Origin of the sequence: Chryseobacterium sp. c4a (assembly GCF_009900745.1) — a bacterium.
Taxonomy (GTDB): domain Bacteria; phylum Bacteroidota; class Bacteroidia; order Flavobacteriales; family Weeksellaceae; genus Chryseobacterium.
Map to the genome: position 1 here is coordinate 61,201 of NZ_WXVU01000018.1, position 19,766 is coordinate 80,966.

The 19,766-nt window shown below is 33.5% G+C and carries 29 protein-coding genes; 1 reads left to right on the forward strand and 28 read right to left on the reverse strand.

Going from position 1 to position 19,766, the window contains the following annotated elements; translation table 11 throughout:
• Positions 1-37 precede the first annotated feature (37 nt).
• The 7 genes from eno to GTR01_RS19890 form a co-directional block, all read right to left on the reverse strand.
• The gene (gene eno / locus GTR01_RS19860; RefSeq protein ID WP_160139492.1) at positions 38-1,330 is read right to left on the reverse strand and encodes a phosphopyruvate hydratase; all 1,293 of its coding nucleotides are present in this window, start codon (positions 1,328-1,330) and stop codon (positions 38-40) included.
• 217 nt (positions 1,331-1,547) lie between these two features.
• Positions 1,548-2,105: a hypothetical protein gene (locus GTR01_RS19865; protein ID WP_160139493.1), complete on the reverse strand. Its 558-nt coding sequence runs from the start codon at positions 2,103-2,105 to the stop codon at positions 1,548-1,550.
• On the reverse strand, positions 2,102-2,308 hold the full coding sequence (locus GTR01_RS19870) for a hypothetical protein (RefSeq protein WP_160139494.1): 207 nt from the start codon (positions 2,306-2,308) through the stop codon (positions 2,102-2,104). The genes GTR01_RS19865 and GTR01_RS19870 overlap by 4 nt, the downstream gene beginning before the upstream one ends.
• Positions 2,309-2,325: 17 nt before the next feature.
• Positions 2,326-2,652: a hypothetical protein gene (locus GTR01_RS19875; protein WP_160139495.1), complete on the reverse strand. Its 327-nt coding sequence runs from the start codon at positions 2,650-2,652 to the stop codon at positions 2,326-2,328.
• A 127-nt stretch (positions 2,653-2,779) separates the two neighbouring features.
• Positions 2,780-3,583, reverse strand: coding sequence for a sensor histidine kinase (locus GTR01_RS19880; protein WP_228452294.1), 804 nt, complete (start codon positions 3,581-3,583; stop codon positions 2,780-2,782).
• A gap of 621 nt (positions 3,584-4,204) precedes the next feature.
• Positions 4,205-4,939 (reverse strand): hypothetical protein, encoded by a 735-nt coding sequence (locus GTR01_RS19885; protein WP_160139496.1) that lies wholly within the window; start codon positions 4,937-4,939, stop codon positions 4,205-4,207.
• 6 nt (positions 4,940-4,945) lie between these two features.
• Positions 4,946-5,578 carry a response regulator transcription factor gene (locus GTR01_RS19890; protein ID WP_160139497.1) on the reverse strand — a complete coding sequence of 211 codons (633 nt, stop codon included), beginning with the start codon at positions 5,576-5,578 and terminating at the stop codon, positions 4,946-4,948.
• 333 nt (positions 5,579-5,911) lie between these two features.
• On the opposite strand from GTR01_RS19890, the gene GTR01_RS19895 reads away from it, so the two are divergent.
• On the forward strand, positions 5,912-6,346 hold the full coding sequence (locus GTR01_RS19895; protein ID WP_160139498.1) for a hypothetical protein: 435 nt from the start codon (positions 5,912-5,914) through the stop codon (positions 6,344-6,346).
• A 48-nt stretch (positions 6,347-6,394) separates the two neighbouring features.
• On the opposite strand, the gene GTR01_RS19900 is transcribed toward GTR01_RS19895, so the two are convergent.
• The 21 genes from GTR01_RS19900 to rplX all read right to left on the reverse strand — a co-directional run bounded on the left by GTR01_RS19900 (position 6,395) and on the right by rplX (position 19,745).
• Positions 6,395-7,240, reverse strand: coding sequence for a GLPGLI family protein (locus tag GTR01_RS19900; protein ID WP_160139499.1), 846 nt, complete (start codon positions 7,238-7,240; stop codon positions 6,395-6,397).
• Positions 7,241-7,411: 171 nt separating this feature from the next.
• On the reverse strand, positions 7,412-8,530 hold the full coding sequence (locus GTR01_RS19905) for a TlpA family protein disulfide reductase (protein WP_160139500.1): 1,119 nt from the start codon (positions 8,528-8,530) through the stop codon (positions 7,412-7,414).
• A complete protein-coding gene (locus tag GTR01_RS19910; protein WP_160139501.1) occupies positions 8,511-8,717 on the reverse strand; it encodes a bacteriocin-like protein in 207 nt (68 codons plus the stop codon). The genes GTR01_RS19905 and GTR01_RS19910 overlap by 20 nt, the downstream gene beginning before the upstream one ends.
• 291 nt (positions 8,718-9,008) lie before the next feature.
• Positions 9,009-11,072 (reverse strand): T9SS type A sorting domain-containing protein, encoded by a 2,064-nt coding sequence (locus GTR01_RS19915; RefSeq protein WP_160139502.1) that lies wholly within the window; start codon positions 11,070-11,072, stop codon positions 9,009-9,011.
• A 75-nt stretch (positions 11,073-11,147) separates the two neighbouring features.
• Entirely contained in the window at positions 11,148-11,666 is a 519-nt protein-coding gene (gene rplQ, locus GTR01_RS19920) for a 50S ribosomal protein L17 (RefSeq protein WP_160139503.1), read from the reverse strand.
• Between the two features lie 6 nt (positions 11,667-11,672).
• On the reverse strand, positions 11,673-12,668 hold the full coding sequence (locus tag GTR01_RS19925; protein ID WP_160139504.1) for a DNA-directed RNA polymerase subunit alpha: 996 nt from the start codon (positions 12,666-12,668) through the stop codon (positions 11,673-11,675).
• Between the two features lie 33 nt (positions 12,669-12,701).
• Positions 12,702-13,310 carry a 30S ribosomal protein S4 gene (rpsD, locus tag GTR01_RS19930; protein ID WP_045491111.1) on the reverse strand — a complete coding sequence of 203 codons (609 nt, stop codon included), beginning with the start codon at positions 13,308-13,310 and terminating at the stop codon, positions 12,702-12,704.
• Between the two features lie 19 nt (positions 13,311-13,329).
• Positions 13,330-13,719, reverse strand: coding sequence for a 30S ribosomal protein S11 (rpsK, locus tag GTR01_RS19935; RefSeq protein ID WP_034694697.1), 390 nt, complete (start codon positions 13,717-13,719; stop codon positions 13,330-13,332).
• 12 nt (positions 13,720-13,731) lie between these two features.
• The gene (gene rpsM, locus GTR01_RS19940; protein WP_034694696.1) at positions 13,732-14,109 is read right to left on the reverse strand and encodes a 30S ribosomal protein S13; all 378 of its coding nucleotides are present in this window, start codon (positions 14,107-14,109) and stop codon (positions 13,732-13,734) included.
• Positions 14,110-14,116: 7 nt separating this feature from the next.
• The gene (gene rpmJ, locus GTR01_RS19945) at positions 14,117-14,233 is read right to left on the reverse strand and encodes a 50S ribosomal protein L36 (protein ID WP_007839480.1); all 117 of its coding nucleotides are present in this window, start codon (positions 14,231-14,233) and stop codon (positions 14,117-14,119) included.
• Between the two features lie 62 nt (positions 14,234-14,295).
• Positions 14,296-14,511 (reverse strand): translation initiation factor IF-1, encoded by a 216-nt coding sequence (gene infA, locus GTR01_RS19950; RefSeq protein WP_034684855.1) that lies wholly within the window; start codon positions 14,509-14,511, stop codon positions 14,296-14,298.
• Positions 14,512-14,514: 3 nt separating this feature from the next.
• The gene (gene secY, locus GTR01_RS19955) at positions 14,515-15,894 is read right to left on the reverse strand and encodes a preprotein translocase subunit SecY (RefSeq protein WP_045491124.1); all 1,380 of its coding nucleotides are present in this window, start codon (positions 15,892-15,894) and stop codon (positions 14,515-14,517) included.
• A gap of 9 nt (positions 15,895-15,903) precedes the next feature.
• The gene (gene rplO / locus GTR01_RS19960) at positions 15,904-16,353 is read right to left on the reverse strand and encodes a 50S ribosomal protein L15 (RefSeq protein WP_034694692.1); all 450 of its coding nucleotides are present in this window, start codon (positions 16,351-16,353) and stop codon (positions 15,904-15,906) included.
• Between the two features lie 21 nt (positions 16,354-16,374).
• Positions 16,375-16,551, reverse strand: a complete 177-nt coding sequence (gene rpmD, locus GTR01_RS19965) for a 50S ribosomal protein L30 (protein WP_027371710.1) — start codon at positions 16,549-16,551, stop codon at positions 16,375-16,377.
• An 11-nt stretch (positions 16,552-16,562) separates the two neighbouring features.
• Entirely contained in the window at positions 16,563-17,084 is a 522-nt protein-coding gene (gene rpsE / locus GTR01_RS19970; protein WP_042721505.1) for a 30S ribosomal protein S5, read from the reverse strand.
• A 19-nt stretch (positions 17,085-17,103) separates the two neighbouring features.
• On the reverse strand, positions 17,104-17,457 hold the full coding sequence (gene rplR, locus GTR01_RS19975; protein WP_027371711.1) for a 50S ribosomal protein L18: 354 nt from the start codon (positions 17,455-17,457) through the stop codon (positions 17,104-17,106).
• Between the two features lie 15 nt (positions 17,458-17,472).
• Positions 17,473-18,018 carry a 50S ribosomal protein L6 gene (rplF, locus tag GTR01_RS19980; RefSeq protein WP_160139505.1) on the reverse strand — a complete coding sequence of 182 codons (546 nt, stop codon included), beginning with the start codon at positions 18,016-18,018 and terminating at the stop codon, positions 17,473-17,475.
• 17 nt (positions 18,019-18,035) lie between these two features.
• Positions 18,036-18,434 (reverse strand): 30S ribosomal protein S8, encoded by a 399-nt coding sequence (gene rpsH / locus GTR01_RS19985; RefSeq protein ID WP_034694686.1) that lies wholly within the window; start codon positions 18,432-18,434, stop codon positions 18,036-18,038.
• A gap of 146 nt (positions 18,435-18,580) precedes the next feature.
• On the reverse strand, positions 18,581-18,850 hold the full coding sequence (rpsN, locus tag GTR01_RS19990; protein ID WP_002983233.1) for a 30S ribosomal protein S14: 270 nt from the start codon (positions 18,848-18,850) through the stop codon (positions 18,581-18,583).
• A gap of 3 nt (positions 18,851-18,853) precedes the next feature.
• A complete protein-coding gene (gene rplE, locus GTR01_RS19995; RefSeq protein WP_034694682.1) occupies positions 18,854-19,405 on the reverse strand; it encodes a 50S ribosomal protein L5 in 552 nt (183 codons plus the stop codon).
• Between the two features lie 13 nt (positions 19,406-19,418).
• Positions 19,419-19,745 carry a 50S ribosomal protein L24 gene (gene rplX, locus GTR01_RS20000; RefSeq protein ID WP_002983229.1) on the reverse strand — a complete coding sequence of 109 codons (327 nt, stop codon included), beginning with the start codon at positions 19,743-19,745 and terminating at the stop codon, positions 19,419-19,421.
• Positions 19,746-19,766 lie beyond the last annotated feature (21 nt).

The following is a 19,766-nucleotide window of genomic DNA, read 5'->3' on the forward strand; positions in this document are numbered from 1 at the left end:
AACAAAAATTATCGCTTGCCGTTATTTATAAATTCGATTATCTTTTTATTTTGAATGCTTCTAATCCAGGGAAAATTGCAGTTTCACCTAATGCTTCTTCAATTCTCAATAACTGGTTGTATTTTGCCATTCTGTCTGATCTTGAAGCTGAACCTGTTTTAATTTGACCACAGTTCATTGCTACTGCTAAATCAGCGATGGTAGAATCTTCAGTTTCTCCTGATCTGTGAGACATTACTGAAGTGAATTTGTTGTTCTGAGCCATCTGTACTGCTGCCATTGTTTCAGAAAGAGAACCAATTTGGTTTACTTTTACAAGGATTGAATTAGCAATTCCTTCTTTTACTCCTCTTGATAATCTGTCAACGTTTGTTACAAATAAATCATCACCTACTAATTGTACTCTGTCACCGATTTTATCAGTTAACATTTTCCATCCTTCCCAGTCATCTTCCTGCATACCATCTTCGATAGAGATGATTGGATATTTAGCCGCTAATTCAGCAAGGTAAGAAACTTGTTCTTCTCTTGATCTGTGTGCTCCTTTATCTCCTTCGAATTTTCTGTAATCGTAAGTTCCGTCTTTGTAGAATTCTGAAGCTGCACAGTCTAATGCCAACATGATGTCGTCACCTGGCTTATATCCTGCTTTTTCGATTGCCTGAAGCAAAGTATCCAAAGCATCTTCTGTTCCGTTGAATGTTGGCGCAAAACCTCCTTCGTCTCCTACTGCTGTAGAAAGACCTCTTCCTTTAAGGATTGATTTAAGGTTGTGGAAAATTTCAGTTCCTTTTCTCAAAGCGTGAGAGAAAGAATCAGCTTTTACCGGCATGATCATGAATTCCTGGAATGCGATAGGCGCATCAGAGTGAGAACCACCATTGATTACGTTCATCATTGGAACAGGAAGAGTGTTTGCATTTACTCCACCTACATATTTGTATAGAGGCATTCCAAGTTCAGCAGCAGCAGCTCTTGCTACCGCTAAAGAAACTCCTAGAATTGCGTTAGCACCAAGATTTCCTTTGTTAGGCGTTCCATCAAGATCAATCATGATCTGATCGATATAGTTTTGTTCAAAAACCGGTTGTCCAACTAAATTCTCTGCAATTACTTCTTTTACATTTTCAACAGCTTTCAAAACTCCCTTTCCTTGGTATTCTGAACCTCCGTCACGTAATTCTACAGCCTCATGTTCTCCTGTAGATGCTCCTGAAGGAACAGCTGCACGACCCATAGCACCGTTTTCTGTAAATACATCTACTTCAATGGTAGGATTACCTCTGGAATCTAAAATTTGTCTTGCTTCTATGTAAGAAATTGCACTCATTTTTTATTTTTTTTAGTTTAGACAAATTTAATCAAAATTTAACTTTTAGGGGTACTTCATCAAGTTTTTTTGAAATAATTCGCCGTTAAATTTTAGTTAATTTATATTATGATAAACCGAGCAGTTTCTTTCTTCTTCATTGAATATTTCCCATAAGGAAAATGATATAAAAAAGCTCCAAGTACTATAAAATACTGGAGCTTATATTTCTCAATGACTATTTGTTAATATTATACTTTGCTCTTTCCTCTGGTGTGAGAACCCGTAGCGTTTTTGCCATCTCTTCCTTAGCTTCACTTTCGGCTGTTTTCGCTGCTTCTTTCTGTAAATCTGTGATAGCTTCTACTACAATTTGGAAGCTTTGCCAATACAATTCCCCTTTACACTGTGACTCAAAATTGATACAATGTTCTTCCATTCTATATAAAGCATCTCTGAGCATATTAACAGAAGCTGTTCTTTCACCAAGTTTAGATAGAGTTTCTGTAATTTTAGTGATTTGTTCTAGAGAAACACTCTGCCCTGAAGGCATCTGAGCAGCTAGTTTATTAGTAAGATCGGTAGTGGTGGCTATGGCTGCATCTGGTTGTACTTCGGATAAAATTTTATTAATTTTTCCTTTTTCGTCAATATTTAAAACGGCTCCTCTTCTCATCGCGTCATATGACATTTGATAATTAGAATTTGAGGTTTTTAGCTCTTTCACTATTGCTCGGTGCTGCATATTACAAGAAGCAAGCAAACTTAGAATTAGTAGATAAATAATTGTTTTCATAATGTTTTATAATTAAATACTGAATGGGTGGTTGAATCGAATTTTGAGCTCCCATGAGCCAATACAAGTGCAATCGCTGTAAAAGCGTTAAAACTTAAGTTTTCCAAAACTTCAGCCTCTCCATCTTCAAGTTTTAAAACAATCTTACCTCTTGAGGATGTAGTATTCCAATCTAAAATGTAATATTCAATAATGGTTTCCATGATAATTATTTTAATGGTTATTTTCTAGGGGAAGGAGATAAAAGGCCGGCTAAAGCACCAATGGCTCCTGATGAAATGGTGGCAAAGATGGTTACCAACTGACTGTCTGGTTCGCCCTCACTCCAAAAGGAAAGAAGGATGAGCCCTGCAATAATGGCTATAATAGCCAATCCAAGCATAATCACAATAATCCTGTAGATCCAATAATCTGTTTCTTTTGGATTTCTTATTTCCACATTTTTAATGGCCTCTACAGGATTGCTTCTAAACTTCTCCTGAAGATCTGCATTGTTCTTCAAGGCTTCCTGTAAATCTTCAATACTGTCGTTAATTAAAGTTTTCATATCGGTCAAGTTTTATTACATCAAAGTTCCCTCTAAAAAACATATCTGTCAATTACACAAAAGGGTGATTATACAAGCAAAACAGCACCATTAGAAATGGTGCTGTTTATAAAATTGATGATAATAACTAGAGTATTATTTCAAAAGTCAGACAAGTTCCTGAGCTTTTGGGTAAGATTTTACAGTCTCCTTCTGCCTCCTTCATCCTTCGTTTCATATTACGAAGTCCATTTCCTTCTGATTGATTATCAGGAATACCTATTCCGTTATCTTCGATAGTTATTAAGAATTGATGTTTATGCTGCGAAAAGGAAAGTTTTAAAGCAGTTGCCTGGCTGTGCTTATACACATTATTAACCGCCTCTTTCAAGCATAAAAACAGGTTGCGCCTCAGTTCTGTAGAAATGGGAGTATCAGAAATAATATCTTCACATTCTGAATGAAGGGTAATTTTTGTTTTCTTTAAAAAATTTCCGGTATAAAGGATAGCATAATCAACAAAGCTTCCTAGCGTATCATTTCCTGAGTTCAGGCTCCAAAGCATTTCCCGCATAGAAATGTTCATTTCTTCAGATGTCTTGAGTAGTTCATCTATATCACTTTGTAGATCTTCATCATTAGCTTTTTGTTTTAAAAATTCTGCCTGAAGTTTCAATGCTGAGATTCCTGCCCCTAGATCATCATGCATATCATGGGAAATACGCTCTCGCTCTTTTTCAATAGATCTTTGTTGTTCGAGTTCTTTTTGGAGAAGCTGATTTTGATATTCTGCTTCTTTAAGTTGTTTCTCTTTAGAATAAAGTAATTGCCTTCTGTTGTACATGAAAACAACAAAAATGATAAAGACAATAAAAAAAAGTACTATAACTAGCGCTACAATATAAGTACTTCTAATAATTTGAGGTAATTCCATTCCTAGAATTGTATTCATACTTAAATAAAGAAATGTATAACATTGTATATAATACAATATTTATTATATCAAAATTACTTTTTATAAATGTTGAAAACTCTCTGTCGTTATAATAAAAATAATACATTGGTAAACATCTGAAAATCGCAAAACAAGACCATAGCAAGAATCCTGAACTAATCCAAAAATTCGGATCATGATAAATTTTAGTTTCATCTACTATTAAGATCTTATTACAATACCAAAGAATAGAATGGCTTATCATGAATAGCATAACAATAATAGCGAGCTTTTCATCAAAGTATAATCCCCAAAATTTAGTAAAAAAGAGGATTAAAACCATAGAGATAAACAGAATGATTTTAGAAATCATTTTCAAAGCTGTTTTCTGCAAAATTTTAGAATAAAAAATGTAAAAGAAAACTGTGACAAATATTAAATATAGATTGTACTGTAATCCTACTAGTATATTTTCATCAATTTTATCAATTATTAAAGAATAAACTTCAATTAAAACAGTTACTAAGAGATATATAAATAGGTTATTTTGGGCAGAAAAACTATATTTCCTGCCCAAAATAAAAGATTTCAAAAAAACAATTATTAATACAATATTGTATACATAATGGATTATCACAATTATGGTTTTAAATTTCCTAAATCATAGTAGCCATCATAAATTCTAGCTCCGACACTATTTATATGATGAATCCTATTTTTATCATGTATGTAAGCACATAATGTCAACCTATATTTCTTTTTATCATCTACAATACATATCAGCTCAAGTGTTACGTCATGTTCAAAGCCGTTAAATAGAAAAATTTTCTTCATATTGTAGGTGATATATTCTGTGAGGGTTGAATTTTGAATTGAACTTATTTTCTCTCCTACACCTTCTTTATAATTAGAAGTAAGCGTGCTAAAATCAGGAGATGTTCTATCAAACTGAATGGCTTGCCCATTTTTTAATGAATAGGCACTTTCACTATTTAAATCAAGCTCTATATCATTTCCAATAGTACTTTTAAAATTTTCCGTATCTGAAAACCTAAACACAATGTCTAAGTCATTATTATTATCGATAAAAAAGATATGCATGAATTCCTTATCCCAATTATCTCCAATAATTTTATTAAACCATACTTTACTGATTATAAATGAATCTCTAATTTTAATACCTGCCTTACTACATTCATCTTTAAATAACTGTTTTGCCTCATCATAAATACGTGGTAATATTGGATCATTAAACCAGATATTCCACGAGTTCTTGATTTCCTGAAGTAATTCTTCATCACAGTCAGCATTTTCAATGGCTGTAATAACTTGTTTTTTTAATTCATCACATGATAATTCTAATCTTGTTTCCATGGTTTCTTAGTTTTTAAAATGGTTAAATTTATTTATAGCCTCCACTTTATTACTTACGTGAAGTTTTCTATAGATATTTCCGACATGCTTTTTCACTGTATCTATACTAATGCAGCTTTTATCCGCAATTTCTTTGTATAGAAGTCCCTGTGAAAGAAGTTCAAGAATTTCTTTTTCCCGTTCTGTAAGTTCATCAAAACCTTTAATCTCAGGGAGTTTTTTTTCAAAATGCTGTAAGACTCTTCGGGCAATAGAAAAACTCATGGGAGCACCACCATTATAAACATCTCTGATTGAAGCCAGGATCTTATCCATGCTTTCTCCTTTTACAAGATATCCCATTGCACCGGCTTTTAAAGAATTAAAGATCTTCTCATCATCTTCAAAACTGGTACACATGATGAACTGGGTTTCGGGCATATCTTTTTTGAGCTTTTCAATGATTTCAATGCCTAGCATGTCCTGCAGCTGGATATCCATCATAACAACATTGGGAGAAATATTTGGAAGGTTTTTTAAAGCATCATTACCATCAAAGAACTGTGCAACGACTTTCATATCCTGCTGATAATTGATCACCTTCTTCAACGCATTGTTGTAGTTCTTTTCGTCTTCTACTATGGCAATGGAAATGCTCATGTCTTTTTTATTTGAAACAAATTTCAACAGAAAACAAATGAGAATCAATTACACATTTGTGTAATTTTTGGAATTGAGTTTAGGGTTATGGTTCGTTTTTAGTCTTATTAAAATTAATTATTTTTTGATTTCAAAGCTATATTTTTTTAATAAATTTTAACAAATCCATACTGCCATTGTACTGGTAATGATTTTATTACTTATCAGTCTTCATTTCATTCAAATTATAAATGAAAAAACATCCATAGAACTGTAAAAAATCACCATATTGCAAGGCATGATTTTTGTAAAATTAAAGAGTAAAAATCATATTGAATATCAAATAATATAATCATGAAAAAAAGTCTTTTAGCACTTGGTGCTGTACTTGCATTAACTGTGGTTAGCTGCAAAAAAAGTGAAAGCGGAAATAAGAGTGTCATTAAAACAGACAGCACAGAAACAGTAGTTACTGATCACAACGGAAAGGTTGATTCAGTAACCCAGAGTTCATCAACAGTTGACGTTAATGGACAGAAAACTGAAAAAACAGATTTCGTCTATAAAGCAATGGATGGAACATTGGTAAAAGTAGTATTCAAAAACGATCCAAAAGAAAATACTTTAACCATTACCAGCAATAAAAAAACATTTGTTCTTACTAAGGAAGAGACCAAAGGAGATGAAACTGTTTATAAGAAAGATGATATGACTGCAAAAGTAAAAGGAGACAGTCTTCACCTGGAACAAGGGAACAATATTATTCCGTTGAAAAGAACGAAGATCTAACATATCAAAAAAACGTCCAATAATTTGGACGTTTTTTTATTTGAAAAATTACTTGGATGCTTTATAAAGTATTAGATCTATAAAATTATTATTATGTTTTATTTTATCTAATTCAACCTTCTCTTTAAATTTCAGAATCTCATTGCGATCCATCTCTTCTCCTTGTGCATTATACATTGTAAATTTTCCGTCCGAATTCAAAATAACCTGCCGTATTTTTATAATTGGATCTTTTTTATATTTATTCCACAGTTGATTAAATTTTTCTGTTGTTACATTTATAGATCCCTCATTAAAATCATTTGAAGGAACGATAGATCTTTTTCTAATACTAATTAATTTCAATTGATGATCATTTTTACTATCTGCAACTTCTACTATTAAGCCCGGCAGTCCAGAAAATACATAGGGACCATCTTGAATAGGAATTTCAGAAGCAAACCAGGCAACCCATTCTCTTCCACCAAAATTAGCAGTCGCTTTTTGACTTTTATAACCAAAAATATTTTTAGTATCGGATTGAATTTTCCAATCAATCTTTCTATTCGGTTGTATCTTATAATAATCACCATTCAGAGTAGTATATATCTCAGTGTTTTTAGTAATATAGTCCTTGATAATTACATCCTGAATTTTTGACTTCATACTGATAACAGGAATTTTAGCATTACTTTTTTTTAACTCGTCACTATTCAAAGAATCATCAGTATATTTTTGTAAACTAAAATATACTGATCTTGTTTCTGAAATATCCAAAAACATCGTTTCCTGATCTATCCTATTTCTATTTAATGAATCTATCTTATATTGATAATCATAGACAAAAATTTTATCCTGGCCGCATACAATCTTAAAAAGTATAAAGCACAATAAATAAATAAATTTTCTCACCATACTATTTAATAATAAGTCTACCAGTTTAAAACCAGTAGACTTATTTTATCATTTTAATTTAAATAATTAACACAATGACTTTGCTATTCTTAAAACATTATTGCAATCTCCTTTTGGATCGGTATAACATTGTTTGAATGTTGCTACTCCAAAATATTATCAATAGATGTGTTATTGATTAAGATTATTATCTAAAAAAAGTTTAAGTTCTTCAGCAGAAATATCCTTTTTTATAATTTTTCCATTAGAATCTAAAAGGAAATTAGTGGGGAATTTATTAATATTTATTTTTTTTGATTGAACACCATTTTCATCAAGATAATTCTGCCAAATCAGTTCTTTTTCCTTTACTGCCTTTTTCCAGTGTTCAACTTCTTCTGTTCTATCAGTTGAAATAGCAATTATATCAAACCCCTTAGATCTATACTTATCATATATCCCTTTATATTTGGGAAATTCTATTAAGCATGGAACACAATTACTAAACCAAAAATCAACAAGAGTAAATTTTTCAGTGAGTTTATATTTAATGAATTCATTATTTTGATCTTTAACTGGTAGATCCATAATCTTATTTTCAAAATACTTTTCATTAAGCATTCTAGCAAATTTTTTTGCAGTATCAGTTTGTTTAATGTTCTTTGATAAAAGATTATAAATTTTCAATAAGTTATCATCATATCCCCATACACTATATCTTTCAATTGCAAACCATAAGCTAATAAAAGAATTAGGATACTTTTTTGCATACTTTAGAATATATAATATTTTTCTATTGTTATAGTCTTTTCGTATACTCTTATAATCTGTTTCTTTAATTACGTTTTCATTAGATACACTTAACTCTTCTGCCGCTAAAATTTTTTTGTAATCAGGCAAAAATTTATTTTTAAACTCAGCATTTATTGGGGAATTTTCTAATAAATAATAATTATTGTATTTAAAATCATTAATACTAAGTTGATGAGTTCCTCTGTCTATAAATATCATTTGACTTAATACAAAATTCTTATCATTGTTTTGGAATGATAAAAATAAACCTATGGGATAATTAATATTCCCGGAAAAATGAAACTTACCATCCTTTACTTTAGAAGAAAAAGCATTAGTTTCATACAGCTCCGAATTAATAAAAGCAGATTCTAAATAAATAGAATCTGTTTTTGTTACGGATGGACTAATAATTCCTTCAATTTCAAAAGAATCTGAGTTCTTTTGACCGAATGCATTGTTTATATTAACTATTAAAACAATAAATAGAATTCTAATTTTAGCTCCAACAATAATCATGTTTATGAGTGTTACAAGTTACACATGTCAGGCCAGCACAACACTTCTTATTAGCAGTATAGCAGGCTTCACCTCTTGCTGCACAAGTTCCGCCGCCGCCTTCGCCTTCAAGATACTCTTTAGGATCTTTAATTCCTCCAACAATATCTTTCTGATCGTTTCTCGAAAGTTTTCTAAGATTTTTCATGTTTAATTTTATTTATAATTATTGCTAAATATAAATAAAATTAAACAATTAATTCACACAGTCGTGTTATTTAATATTTGTTTTTAATTAAGTTGAAATAATTAACAGCTATTCAAAAATAACATAAAAATTACACCCGATAAGCACCATTGGACATAAAAACACAATCATGAATAATACGAATAAAACATTTGTATTTTTAAAGTTTCGTCTAAATTTAAACACAAAAACTTTGATTACTATTTTTATGATAAAAACAAACCCCGTTCAGAAATCTGAACGGGGTTTATTTTATTTTTTAATTACCTTTTCAAGGTATGTTTTATTATGAGTAGTGATTTTCACAAAGTAATTGCCTTTCGCAAGATCAGAAATATCTATTGAGGTTTCTTTAGGAGAATCTATATTTTTGAAAACTCTTCCAGCCATATCAACAACAACAATATTCTTTATTTGTTCTTTACTATCAAAAAACAAAACTGAAGAGGTAGGATTTGGGTAGATCTTCATTTTATTGTTGGTTTCTATTTTAGGATCATCGGTAGTCAATGTACCATTTGCGAGATCCCATGTATAAAATCCAGACTTCCCAGTTCCTATTATATAATCTTTATAAATGGCATACTTATCTATATTCCATTTTACTTCAGGCAATATTTTTGTACTAAAAATTTTTTGCCAGTTCACTCCGTAATCTGTTGTTTTAAAAATATTACCATCCTGTACTCCATATCCGCTACCATCTTCAAAAATTTCAAAATCTTTAAATGCTCCTGTCCAGCCATTAAGTGTAAACCACGTGTTACCAAGATTTACAGAGCAATAATCTCCTATATATATTCTTGAATTATCTCCAAAAACAATATCTCTGATGTTATCAAGATATCCGGGAAAACTGATAACACTCCATGTTATACCACCATCAACTGTTTTCATCATTTTTTCACTGGTAACAAGAAATCCTACATTGTTATCCATAAATTTAATAATTCTCGCATAGCGTCCTACCTCAAAAGGAGTTGACCATCCTGTGGTTGCGTTGTAAATAGTGACATAACCTTTATAATAATCTGCATTATCTCCTCTCGTTGCCATTGCAAAATCACCATTAGGTTTCATTGCAAGTGCTCCTGTTAAACCACGGGAAATACTCTGGCTAGTCCATGTTAAACCATTATTTTGTGTTGTCCAAAATTCATAGGCATATTTACGCAATCCGATTCCTTTACCGTTAGGAAGTATACTAATAGCTCCAGTGGGTGTACTAGGAGGCATATACTTCCATGTCATTCCTTTATCTGTTGATGCGTAGTCTCCTACAGTTGCTAGATTTTTACTTGCATAGGCATAATTATATGTTAAGCCTCCTCTATAAATCCAATTTGTTTTTTCAGGAATCCAGTTCACAAGATCTGTACTCTTGAAAATTGAATGATGCAGCTCGTCTCCCGTTTCATTATCTCCACCTACTAGAAATTTCCCACCGTTTAAAGCCAGAGCATTAAAGACGTGGAATAAAGTAGGATATATAACACTTGAATTCCATACTTCTCCTGTTGCTGTTCTATACAATTTGTTTGGAGTTCCAACGGCAATGAATTCATTATTATAAACCTTAATATCCTTTAGAAAGGGAATATTTGTGCTCATCCAAGTATTTCCACCATCCAATGTATATTGGGTAGTTCCATCATCAAGAGTTGCAATACCGTTTAGTGCATTTTTAAAAATAACTTTCCAAAATCTACCAGGAGATTCACTTACCTTAACCCAAGTCTGACCTCCATCCGTTGATTTAAAAATAAAGCTATTACCTGCTGCTGCTTCAGTCACGCAGTATCCTGTATTTGCATCTGTAAAAAATAGACCTGTAATTTTGGCGGCATAGCCAGTAGGTACACTATATACATTCCATGTAACCCCACCATCAGTAGATTTCATAATTCTACTATTAATAGTACTGATAAATATGGTATTATCATTCAGAACAAACATTGCTTGGGCGAAATATACAGGTAATGGATGAGAAATACCGGGTGTAGAAAACTTTGGATCTGAAATGATTAAATCATATCCCATTACAGCATACCCTTTATTGTTATGAATTGCAAAATCACTTACACTTTTATTACGTATATTAATTCTTCTCCATGTCTTACCATCGTTCTCAGTAATTAATAAATCATCATCTTCATTATGCTTTTGTACCAGATAACTTCCATCTGGTAGAATTTCAATTTTTATCACCTTCTCCGATTGTAAGAATGGTGTAGTAAGCTTCCAGTCTGCAGGAAATAGCTGACTAAACAATAAGGTGCAATATAATACTGCAATAAAAGATAATATTTTTTTCATAGTTATAGTTTTTAAACAAAAGGAGCTTGCAGTAAACCACAAGCTCCTTTAAGATATTTTAGAAGTATAAACTTATTATTCTTCAGTTTTTTCTTCAGTAGTGTCAGCTTTAGCTTCTTCTACTTTTTCTACTGCAGGTGCATCAGCTACTACAGCTTCAGCTTTTTTAGGTGCAGCAGTTGATCTTCTGCTTCTTCTTGTAGCTTTTTTCTCCTCTGCATTCGGGTTGTAAAGCTCGTTGAAATCTACTAATTCGATAAGAGCAGTATCAGCAGCATCACCTGGTCTGAATCCTGTCTTGATGATTCTTGTATAACCACCGTTTCTTTCAGCGATTTTCGGAGCTACAGTTCTGAATAATTCAGCAACCGCAAATTTATTTTGAAGGTAAGAGAATACTACTCTTCTGTTGTGTGTAGTATCTTCTTTTGCTTTTGTTAATAGAGGCTCAACATATACTCTTAAAGCTTTAGCTTTAGCTACAGTAGTGTTGATTCTTTTATGCTCAATTAGAGAACAAGCCATATTAGAAAGTAAAGCACTTCTGTGAGAAGCTGTTCTTCCTAAGTGATTGAATTTTTTACCGTGTCTCATTATTAATTATTTATCAGCGTCTAACTTATATTTTGCAACGTCGAAACCGAAGTTAAGACCTTTTGAATGCACTAATTCTTCTAGTTCTGTCAAAGATTTTTTACCAAAATTTCTGAATTTCATCAAATCAGACTTACTGTAAGAAACAAGTTCTCCAAGAGTTTCTACTTCAGCTGCTTTTAGACAGTTAAGGGCTCTTACAGAAAGATCCATATCTGCTAATTTAGACTTAAGAAGTTGTCTTGTGTGAAGTGTTTCTTCATCGTATTGGATAGATGCTTTTACAGCTTCAGTTTCAAGCGTGATTCTCTCATCAGAGAATAACATGAAGTGATAAATTAATATCTTAGAAGCTTCTGTTAAAGCATTCTGAGGGCTGATAGACCCGTCAGTTTCTATATCTAATACAAGTTTTTCGTAGTCTGTTTTTTGCTCTACACGATAATTTTCAATGCTGTACTGTACTTTCTTGATCGGCGTGAAAATAGAGTCAATTGCAATAGTACCTACAGGTGCATTGTTTGACTTATTTTGTTCTGAAGGAACATATCCTCTACCTTTTTCAATATTGAAAGTAATTTCGAAAGTTACATCACTGTTTAGGTTACAAATCATTAAATCCGGGTTTAACACCTCGAATCCGTTGATCGATTTTCCTAAATCACCAGCAGTAATAATCGTTTGACCTGAAACTTTAGCAACAACCTGCTCGTTAGCCTGGCCTTCTGCTGAAGCTTTTAATCTTACCTGCTTTAGGTTAAGAATAATTTCGGTAACGTCTTCGATTACTCCTGGAATAGTTGAAAATTCGTGCTCTACACCTTCTATTTTGATAGATGAAATAGCGTATCCTTCCAGAGAAGAAAGCAACACTCTTCTCAAAGCATTACCGATTGTAAGCCCGAAACCTGGTTCTAAAGGTCTGAATTCAAATTGACCTTTAAATTCATCAGAGTTAAGTAAAATTACTTTATCGGGTTTTATGAATTGTAAAATTGCCATATTATTGGGTTGAGCAAAAATTTGATTAAAAAATTATTTAGAGTAAAGTTCGACGATAAGGTTCTCCTTGATGTCTTCCGGAATTTGGATTCTTTCAGGAGCAGAAATGAAGGTACCTTCTTTCTTCTCATCGTTGAATTGTAACCACTCATAGTTTGACTTAGAAGCCAATGCATTGGTAACAACTTCAAGAGACTTAGACTTTTCTCTTACAGCGATTACATCACCAGCTTTTACCAAGTAAGAAGGGATATTAAGAATCTCTCCGTTCACAGTAATGTGTCTGTGAGAAACTAATTGTCTTGCACCAGATCTAGTTTTAGCAAAACCTAATCTGTAAACAACGTTATCCAATCTTGATTCACAAAGTTGTAATAGAACTTCCCCTGTTACTCCTTTGCTTCTGTGTGCTTTTTCAAATAAGTTAGCAAACTGTCTTTCTAAGATACCGTAAGTATATTTAGCTTTTTGTTTTTCAGCTAACTGAACTGCGTATTCTGATTTTTTAGCACCTCTTCTTTTGTTAGGACCGTGTTGTCCTGGCGGTTGGTTCTTTCTTTTTTCGAAGTTTTTGTCATCTCCGTAGATTGCAGCACCAAACTTTCTAGCAATCTTAGTTTTAGGTCCAATATATCTTGCCATAATGGGTAAATTCTAAAAATTAAACTCTTCTTCTTTTTGGTGGTCTACATCCGTTGTGTGGCATAGGAGTCACGTCAACGATTTCTGAAACTTCAATTCCTGAATTGTGGATAGATCTGATTGCAGATTCTCTACCTGCACCTGGACCTTTCACAAACACCTTTACTCTTCTTAAACCAGCTTCGTGAGCTACAGCAGAGCAATTTTCAGCTGCCATCTGAGCAGCAAATGGAGTATTCTTTTTAGAACCTCTGAAACCCATTTTACCGGCAGAAGCCCAAGAGATAACCTCTCCGTTTTTATTTGTTAAAGAAATGATGATGTTATTGAAAGAAGCTTGAATATGTGCTTCACCAATAGCTTCAACTTTTACTTTTCTTTTCTTAACTACTTTAGTTTGTTTTGCCATAATTCCTAACGATTATTTACTAGCTTTTTTCTTGTTAGCAACAGTTTTTCTCTTTCCTTTTCGGGTTCTAGAGTTGTTTTTCGTTCTCTGGCCTCTTAAAGGTAATCCAAGTCTGTGACGTATTCCTCGTTGGCATCCTATGTCCATCAATCTCTTGATGTTCAATTGCACTTCAGATCTTAATTCTCCTTCAACTTTTACGTTTTCTAGGATGTAAGTTCTGATGGCAGCCAATTCATCGTCATTCCATTCGTTGACTTTTTTGTCTTCGCTGATACCGGCAGCTTTAAGGATTTCAGAAGAAGTACTTCTTCCAACTCCGTAGATGTAAGTTAAACCGATAACTCCTCTTTTGTTTTTTGGTAAATCAATACCTGCAATTCTCGCCATAATTTAATTAACCTTGTCTTTGTTTAAATTTTGGGTTCTTCTTGTTGATTACGAACAGTACACCTTTTCTGCGTACGATTTTGCAATCAGCGCTTCTTTTTTTAATTGATGCTCTTACTTTCATTTTGATAGTATTTATTTTTTACAAATGCCAAATGGAATGAGAATTCCATTTGGCTAAATGTTTTAATATCTAAATGTGATTCTCCCTTTTGTTAAATCATAGGGAGACATTTCTAGTTTCACCTTATCACCAGGTAAAAGTTTAATATAGTGCATTCGCATTTTACCAGAAATATGAGCAATAAGAATATGCCCATTTTCAAGTTCTACGCGGAACTGAGCGTTCGAAAGTGCTTCCGTTATAACGCCGTCTTGTTCAATATGTTTTTGTTTTGCCATAAATTAATATCCAGTCGTTCTAGACAGTTTAGATTGCATTAAGCCATCATAATGATGATTCAGCAGATATGTATTAATCTGTTGAACTGTATCTAAAATTACACCTACCATAATCAATAGTGATGTTCCCCCGAAAAACAGGGCAAACGCATCTGTCTGAACAAAGCTTCCATGCACAATTGCTGGAAGGACTGCAAAGATAGATAAAAAAATTGCACCTGGCAAGGTAATTTTTGATAAAATATCATCTAAATAATCTGCTGTCTCTTTTCCGGGTCTTACTTTCGGTACTAAACCTCCATTTCTCTTAAGATCATCAGCCATTTGGTTTACCGGAATTGTAATTGCAGTATAGAAAAACGAGAAGATAATAATTAATAGCGCAAACAATACATTGTACTGCCAGCTAAAAACATTCTTGAAACCTGCAAGAAAAGTGTTGGACTCATCGAATTTTGTTAATAATCCTGGTACGAACATCAATGCCTGAGCAAAGATAATTGGCATTACACCAGCAGCATTTACTTTCAATGGAATCCATTGTCTTGCGCCCTGCATAAGATTCTTGTTTACACCTCCTCTTGCTTGAGCTCTGCTTACATACTGAATAGGAATTTTTCTAACAGCAACTGATAAAATTACTGCTAAAAGAACTACCAACATCCAGAATAATACTTCGATAAGGATCATGATAGATCCCATTCCTCCTTTTCCGTTCTGCACGGCCATCTCCTGTACGAATGCCTCAGGTAATCTTGAAAGGATCCCCACCATAATCAGGATAGAGATACCATTTCCGATTCCCTTATCGGTAATCTTTTCACCTAACCACATTGCAAACACTGAACCACCTACCAAAATAACAATACTTGGTAACCAGAACATGATTGAATTTGGTTCTACAAAATATGCAGATTGGAACTGAGCATATGGTAAGAATAATTGAGTAATAGAAGTTAAGTAAGAAGGTGCCTGTACCAGACAAACCCCGATCGTTAACCATCTTGTAATTTGGTTCAATGTATTTCTACCTGACTCTCCATCTTTCTGAAGCTTCTGAAGATAAGGAATAGCCATCCCCATCAACTGAACAATAATAGAAGCAGAAATGTAAGGCATGATTCCTAACGCCATTACGGAAGCGTGGCTGAAAGCTCCCCCCGTAAACGACGAAAGCAAGCCAAGGAGACCTGCTCCTTGCTTGTTACCGCCTTGATTTTTATAATGCTCTAAGAGATCTCCCACCTCTGCAAGGTTAATTGCCGGAAGTGAGATATAAGATGCGAATCTATACACAAGGATAATACCTAAAGTGAAGAGAATTTTATCTCTCAATTCTTTAAGACTCCAAATATTTTTAAGTGTTTGTATAAATTCTTTCATTAGTAAGTATTATAAGGTAATTGCTTTTCCACCTGCTTTAGCAATAAGCTCTTCAGCAGATTTCGTGAATTTATCAGCAGAGATTGAAACCGCAGATTTCAATTCTCCTCTACCCATAATTTTCACTAATTCGTTTTTAGAAACGATACCGTTTGCTACTAATACCTCTTTCGTGATATCTCCAGTGATGGATTTGTTCTCGATTAAAGTTTGGATAGTATCAAGGTTCACACCTCTAAACTCTTTTCTGTTTACGTTTTTGAATCCGAATTTAGGTAATCTTCTTTGTAAAGGCATCTGTCCACCTTCGAAACCGATTTTCTGAGAATAACCAGCTCTAGCTTTCTGACCTTTGTGTCCTTTTGTTGAAGTACCTCCTTTTCCACTACCTTGACCTCTACCAATTCTTTTTGAGTTGAAAGTAGATCCTGCAGCAGGTTGTATATTATTTAAATTCATTTTAATTTCTCTTTTATAAAATTATTTTTGAACTTCTAGTAAGTGACCTACAGCAGCGATCATTCCTAAGATAGAAGGAGTAGCTTCGTGCTCTACAACTTGGTGAAGTTTTTTTAATCCTAATGCTTCAAGCGTTCTCTTTTGGGTTTTTGTTCTACCAATAGCGCTTCTTACTTGCTTTACTTTAATTGTTGCCATTGTTTTAATTATTAACCGTTAAACACTTTACTTAGAGAAACACCTCTCATTCTAGCAATTTCTTCAGGTCTTCTGATATCCAATAACGCTTTGAAAGTAGCTTTCACCACGTTGTGAGGGTTAGAAGATCCTTTAGATTTTGAAAGGATATCGTGAATACCAGCTGATTCCAATACCGCTCTTACCGCACCACCTGCAATAAGTCCTGTACCGTGAGAAGCAGGTCTTAAGAAGATATCTGCACCACCGTATCTAGCAGTAGTTTGGTGAGGAATAGTGTGGTTCATTACTGGAACTTTAACAAGGTTTTTCTTAGCGTCTTCAACTGCTTTAGCAATTGCAGAAGCAACCTCTTTAGATTTTCCTAAACCAAAACCGATAACTCCTTCTTCGTTTCCTACTACAACAATAGCAGAAAATCCGAAAGCTCTACCTCCTTTAGTTACTTTTGTTACTCTGTTAACAGCTACGAGACGATCTTTTAATTCTAATCCTCCCGGTTTTACTCTTTCTATATTATCTAGTCCTAACATATTTTCCGAAATTTAATGATTAGAATTTAAGTCCACCTTCTCTCGCACCATCAGCTAAAGCTTTTACTCTACCGTGGTATACGAAACCGTTTCTGTCAAATACAATACTTTCGATTCCTGCAGCGATAGCTTTAGCAGCGATAGCTTTACCAACAGCAGCAGAAACTTCAGTTTTAGTACCTTTAGCGTCTACACCTTTCTCTCTTGAAGAAGCTGATGCTAAAGTTGTACCGTTTTTATCGTCGATTAACTGAGCGTAAATTTCCTTATTACTTTTGTATACAGATAATCTTGGCAATTCAGAAGAACCAGAGATTTTTCCTCTTACTCTTCTTTTAATTCTTATTCTTTTTTCTAATTTACTTAATGCCATAATACTTATAATTTATTAAGCAGATTTACCAGCTTTACGTCTAACAATTTCTCCTACGAATCTTACACCTTTTCCTTTGTATGGCTCAGGCTTTCTGAAAGATCTGATCTTTGCAGCAACCATTCCTAGAAGTTGGTTATCGTGAGACGTTAAAGTAATAATTGGGTTTTTACCTTTTTCAGTCAATGTATCAACTTTTACTTCGCTTGGAAGTTCTAGTACAATACCGTGAGAGAATCCTAAAGCTAGCTCAAGTTTTTGACCTGCGTGAGAAGCTCTATATCCTACCCCTACTAGTTCTAGTTTCTTTTCGAAACCTGCACTAACACCAACAATCATGTTGTTGATTAACGCTCTGTATAAACCGTGAAGCGCTTTGTGTTGTTTAGTATCAGATGGTCTGTTTACGTTCAGTTCACCATCTTTTTGTTCTATAGTAATTCCTGCTGTAAGCTCCTGAGAAAGTTCTCCTTTTGCTCCTTTTACAGTTACTACACCGTTGTTTTCAGTGATTGTAACTCCAGCTGGAATTGTTATAATTGCTTTACCAATTCTTGACATTTTCCTCTGATTAAAAATTAATAAACATAGCAGATTACTTCACCGCCTACTTTCTCTTCTCTAGCTTTCTTGTCAGTCATTACTCCTTTAGAAGTAGAGATGATAGAAATACCCAAACCGTTTAGTACTCTTGGAAGTTCAGTAGAACCTTTGTACTGTCTCAAACCTGGTCTAGAAGCTCTTTGGATAGACTTAATAGCAGGTTTGTTAGTTTGCTTATCGTACTTTAAAGCGATTTTGATCACTCCTTGAACAGCGTTATCTTCAAACTTGTAGTTTAAGATATACCCTTGATCAAATAGGATCTTAGTAATCTCCTTTTTGATTTTCGATGCAGGAATTTCCACCACTTTGTGGCCTGCGCTTTGTGCGTTCCTTACTCTTGTTAGGAAATCTGAAATTGGATCTGTTACCATTTTTCTTTTATAAATTATTGGTTAAAGAACAATCAGTTTTGAAAAGACTTGAAGAGAAAAATATCAGACGTCAGAAATCTTCGGTCTGATATTTATTCTTTAGTATCTTGACAACTTAATTGTCCCGATTTTTTATCTAGTAATTATTACCAGCTAGCTTTTCTTACACCTGGGATAAGACCGTTGTTAGCCATTTCTCTGAAAGTTACTCTGGAAATACCAAACGTTCTCATGTATCCTCTTGGTCTACCTGTTAATTTACATCTGTTGTGTAATCTTACAGGAGAAGCATTTTTAGGCAATTTTTGAAGTCCTTCGTAATCACCAGCTTCTTTAAGAGCTTGTCTTTTAGCAGCGTATTTAGCAACTAGTGCTTCTCTTTTGCGCTCACGCGCTTTCATTGATTCTTTAGCCATTTCTTAGTTCTTTTTAAATGGTAAACCGAAGTGAGTTAATAATGCTTTAGCTTCTTTATCTGTTTTCGCAGTAGTAACGAAAGTGATGTCCATCCCTTGGATTTTTTTCACTTTGTCAATTACGATTTCAGGGAAGATAATCTGCTCAGTAATACCTAAGTTGTAGTTACCTCTACCATCGAAACCATCAGCTTTGATTCCAGAGAAATCTCTGATACGAGGCAAAGCAGAAGCAGTAAGTCTGTCTAAGAATTCATACATTTGGTTTCCTCTTAGGGTAACTTTCGCACCTACAGGCATACCTTTTCTCAATTTGAAAGCAGCTTCGTCTTTCTTAGAGATCGTACCAACAGCTTTTTGACCTGTGATATTCGTAAGCTCTTCTACAGCATAATCAATGATTTTTTTGTCTGCAGTAGCATCACCTAAACCTTGTGATACAACGATTTTCTCTAATTTAGGTACTTGCATTACTGACTTATACCCGAATTCTTCCATCATTGCAGGAACAATTGTCTCTTTATATGCTTTTTTGGGTCTTGCTATATATTCCATGTGTTATTTAAAATTATAAAGTTTCACCCGTTTTTTTGTTGATTCTTACTTTCTTATCTCCTTCGATTTTGTAACCTACTTTGATAGCTTTTCCGTCTTTACCAACTAAAGCTACGTTTGAGATATGAATAGAAGCTTCTCTTTCAACGATTCCTCCTTGAGGATTTGAAGCTGAAGGCTTAACGTGCTTTTTGATGATGTTAAGTCCTGCAACAACTACTCTAGGGTCTCTTCCTTCTTTCTTGATCACTTCAATAACTTCACCAGTCTTACCTTTGATATCTTTCTTACCAGTAGTAATGATTACGTTATCTCCTCTTTTTATTTTTAACTTTGACATTTCTTTAAAAAATTTTAAAAA

Bases quoted from the DNA above. Each gene is read 5' to 3' on its own strand.
- GTR01_RS19880 (WP_228452294.1), bottom strand. From the start codon at position 3,583: ATGAATACAATTCTAGGAATGGAATTACCTCAAATTATTAGAAGTACT.
- rpsM (WP_034694696.1), bottom strand. From the start codon at position 14,109: ATGGCGAGAATTGCAGGTATTGATTTACCAAAAAACAAAAGAGGAGTT.
- GTR01_RS19900 (WP_160139499.1), bottom strand. From the start codon at position 7,240: ATGGTGAGAAAATTTATTTATTTATTGTGCTTTATACTTTTTAAGATT.
- GTR01_RS19905 (WP_160139500.1), bottom strand. From the start codon at position 8,530: ATGATTATTGTTGGAGCTAAAATTAGAATTCTATTTATTGTTTTAATA.
- infA (WP_034684855.1), bottom strand. From the start codon at position 14,511: ATGGCAAAACAAAAACATATTGAACAAGACGGCGTTATAACGGAAGCA.
- rpsN (WP_002983233.1), bottom strand. From the start codon at position 18,850: ATGGCTAAAGAATCAATGAAAGCGCGTGAGCGCAAAAGAGAAGCACTA.
- GTR01_RS19910 (WP_160139501.1), bottom strand. From the start codon at position 8,717: ATGAAAAATCTTAGAAAACTTTCGAGAAACGATCAGAAAGATATTGTT.
- GTR01_RS19870 (WP_160139494.1), bottom strand. From the start codon at position 2,308: ATGGAAACCATTATTGAATATTACATTTTAGATTGGAATACTACATCC.
- rpsD (WP_045491111.1), bottom strand. From the start codon at position 13,310: ATGGCAAGATATATTGGACCTAAAACTAAGATTGCTAGAAAGTTTGGT.
- GTR01_RS19890 (WP_160139497.1), bottom strand. From the start codon at position 5,578: ATGAGCATTTCCATTGCCATAGTAGAAGACGAAAAGAACTACAACAAT.
- rplO (WP_034694692.1), bottom strand. From the start codon at position 16,353: ATGAATTTAAATAATATACAACCTGCTGCAGGATCTACTTTCAACTCA.
- eno (WP_160139492.1), bottom strand. From the start codon at position 1,330: ATGAGTGCAATTTCTTACATAGAAGCAAGACAAATTTTAGATTCCAGA.
- GTR01_RS19875 (WP_160139495.1), bottom strand. From the start codon at position 2,652: ATGAAAACTTTAATTAACGACAGTATTGAAGATTTACAGGAAGCCTTG.
- rpsE (WP_042721505.1), bottom strand. From the start codon at position 17,084: ATGTTAGGACTAGATAATATAGAAAGAGTAAAACCGGGAGGATTAGAA.
- GTR01_RS19885 (WP_160139496.1), bottom strand. From the start codon at position 4,939: ATGGAAACAAGATTAGAATTATCATGTGATGAATTAAAAAAACAAGTT.
- rpsH (WP_034694686.1), bottom strand. From the start codon at position 18,434: ATGGTAACAGATCCAATTTCAGATTTCCTAACAAGAGTAAGGAACGCA.
- rpmJ (WP_007839480.1), bottom strand. From the start codon at position 14,233: ATGAAAGTAAGAGCATCAATTAAAAAAAGAAGCGCTGATTGCAAAATC.
- rplE (WP_034694682.1), bottom strand. From the start codon at position 19,405: ATGGAATATATAGCAAGACCCAAAAAAGCATATAAAGAGACAATTGTT.
- rplR (WP_027371711.1), bottom strand. From the start codon at position 17,457: ATGGCATTAAGTAAATTAGAAAAAAGAATAAGAATTAAAAGAAGAGTA.
- GTR01_RS19915 (WP_160139502.1), bottom strand. From the start codon at position 11,072: ATGAAAAAAATATTATCTTTTATTGCAGTATTATATTGCACCTTATTG.
- rplQ (WP_160139503.1), bottom strand. From the start codon at position 11,666: ATGAGACACGGTAAAAAATTCAATCACTTAGGAAGAACAGCTTCTCAC.
- GTR01_RS19925 (WP_160139504.1), bottom strand. From the start codon at position 12,668: ATGGCAATTTTACAATTCATAAAACCCGATAAAGTAATTTTACTTAAC.
- secY (WP_045491124.1), bottom strand. From the start codon at position 15,894: ATGAAAGAATTTATACAAACACTTAAAAATATTTGGAGTCTTAAAGAA.
- rplX (WP_002983229.1), bottom strand. From the start codon at position 19,745: ATGTCAAAGTTAAAAATAAAAAGAGGAGATAACGTAATCATTACTACT.
- GTR01_RS19865 (WP_160139493.1), bottom strand. From the start codon at position 2,105: ATGAAAACAATTATTTATCTACTAATTCTAAGTTTGCTTGCTTCTTGT.
- rpmD (WP_027371710.1), bottom strand. From the start codon at position 16,551: ATGGCAACAATTAAAGTAAAGCAAGTAAGAAGCGCTATTGGTAGAACA.
- GTR01_RS19895 (WP_160139498.1), top strand. From the start codon at position 5,912: ATGAAAAAAAGTCTTTTAGCACTTGGTGCTGTACTTGCATTAACTGTG.
- rpsK (WP_034694697.1), bottom strand. From the start codon at position 13,719: ATGGCAAAACAAACTAAAGTAGTTAAGAAAAGAAAAGTAAAAGTTGAA.
- rplF (WP_160139505.1), bottom strand. From the start codon at position 18,018: ATGTCAAGAATTGGTAAAGCAATTATAACAATTCCAGCTGGAGTTACA.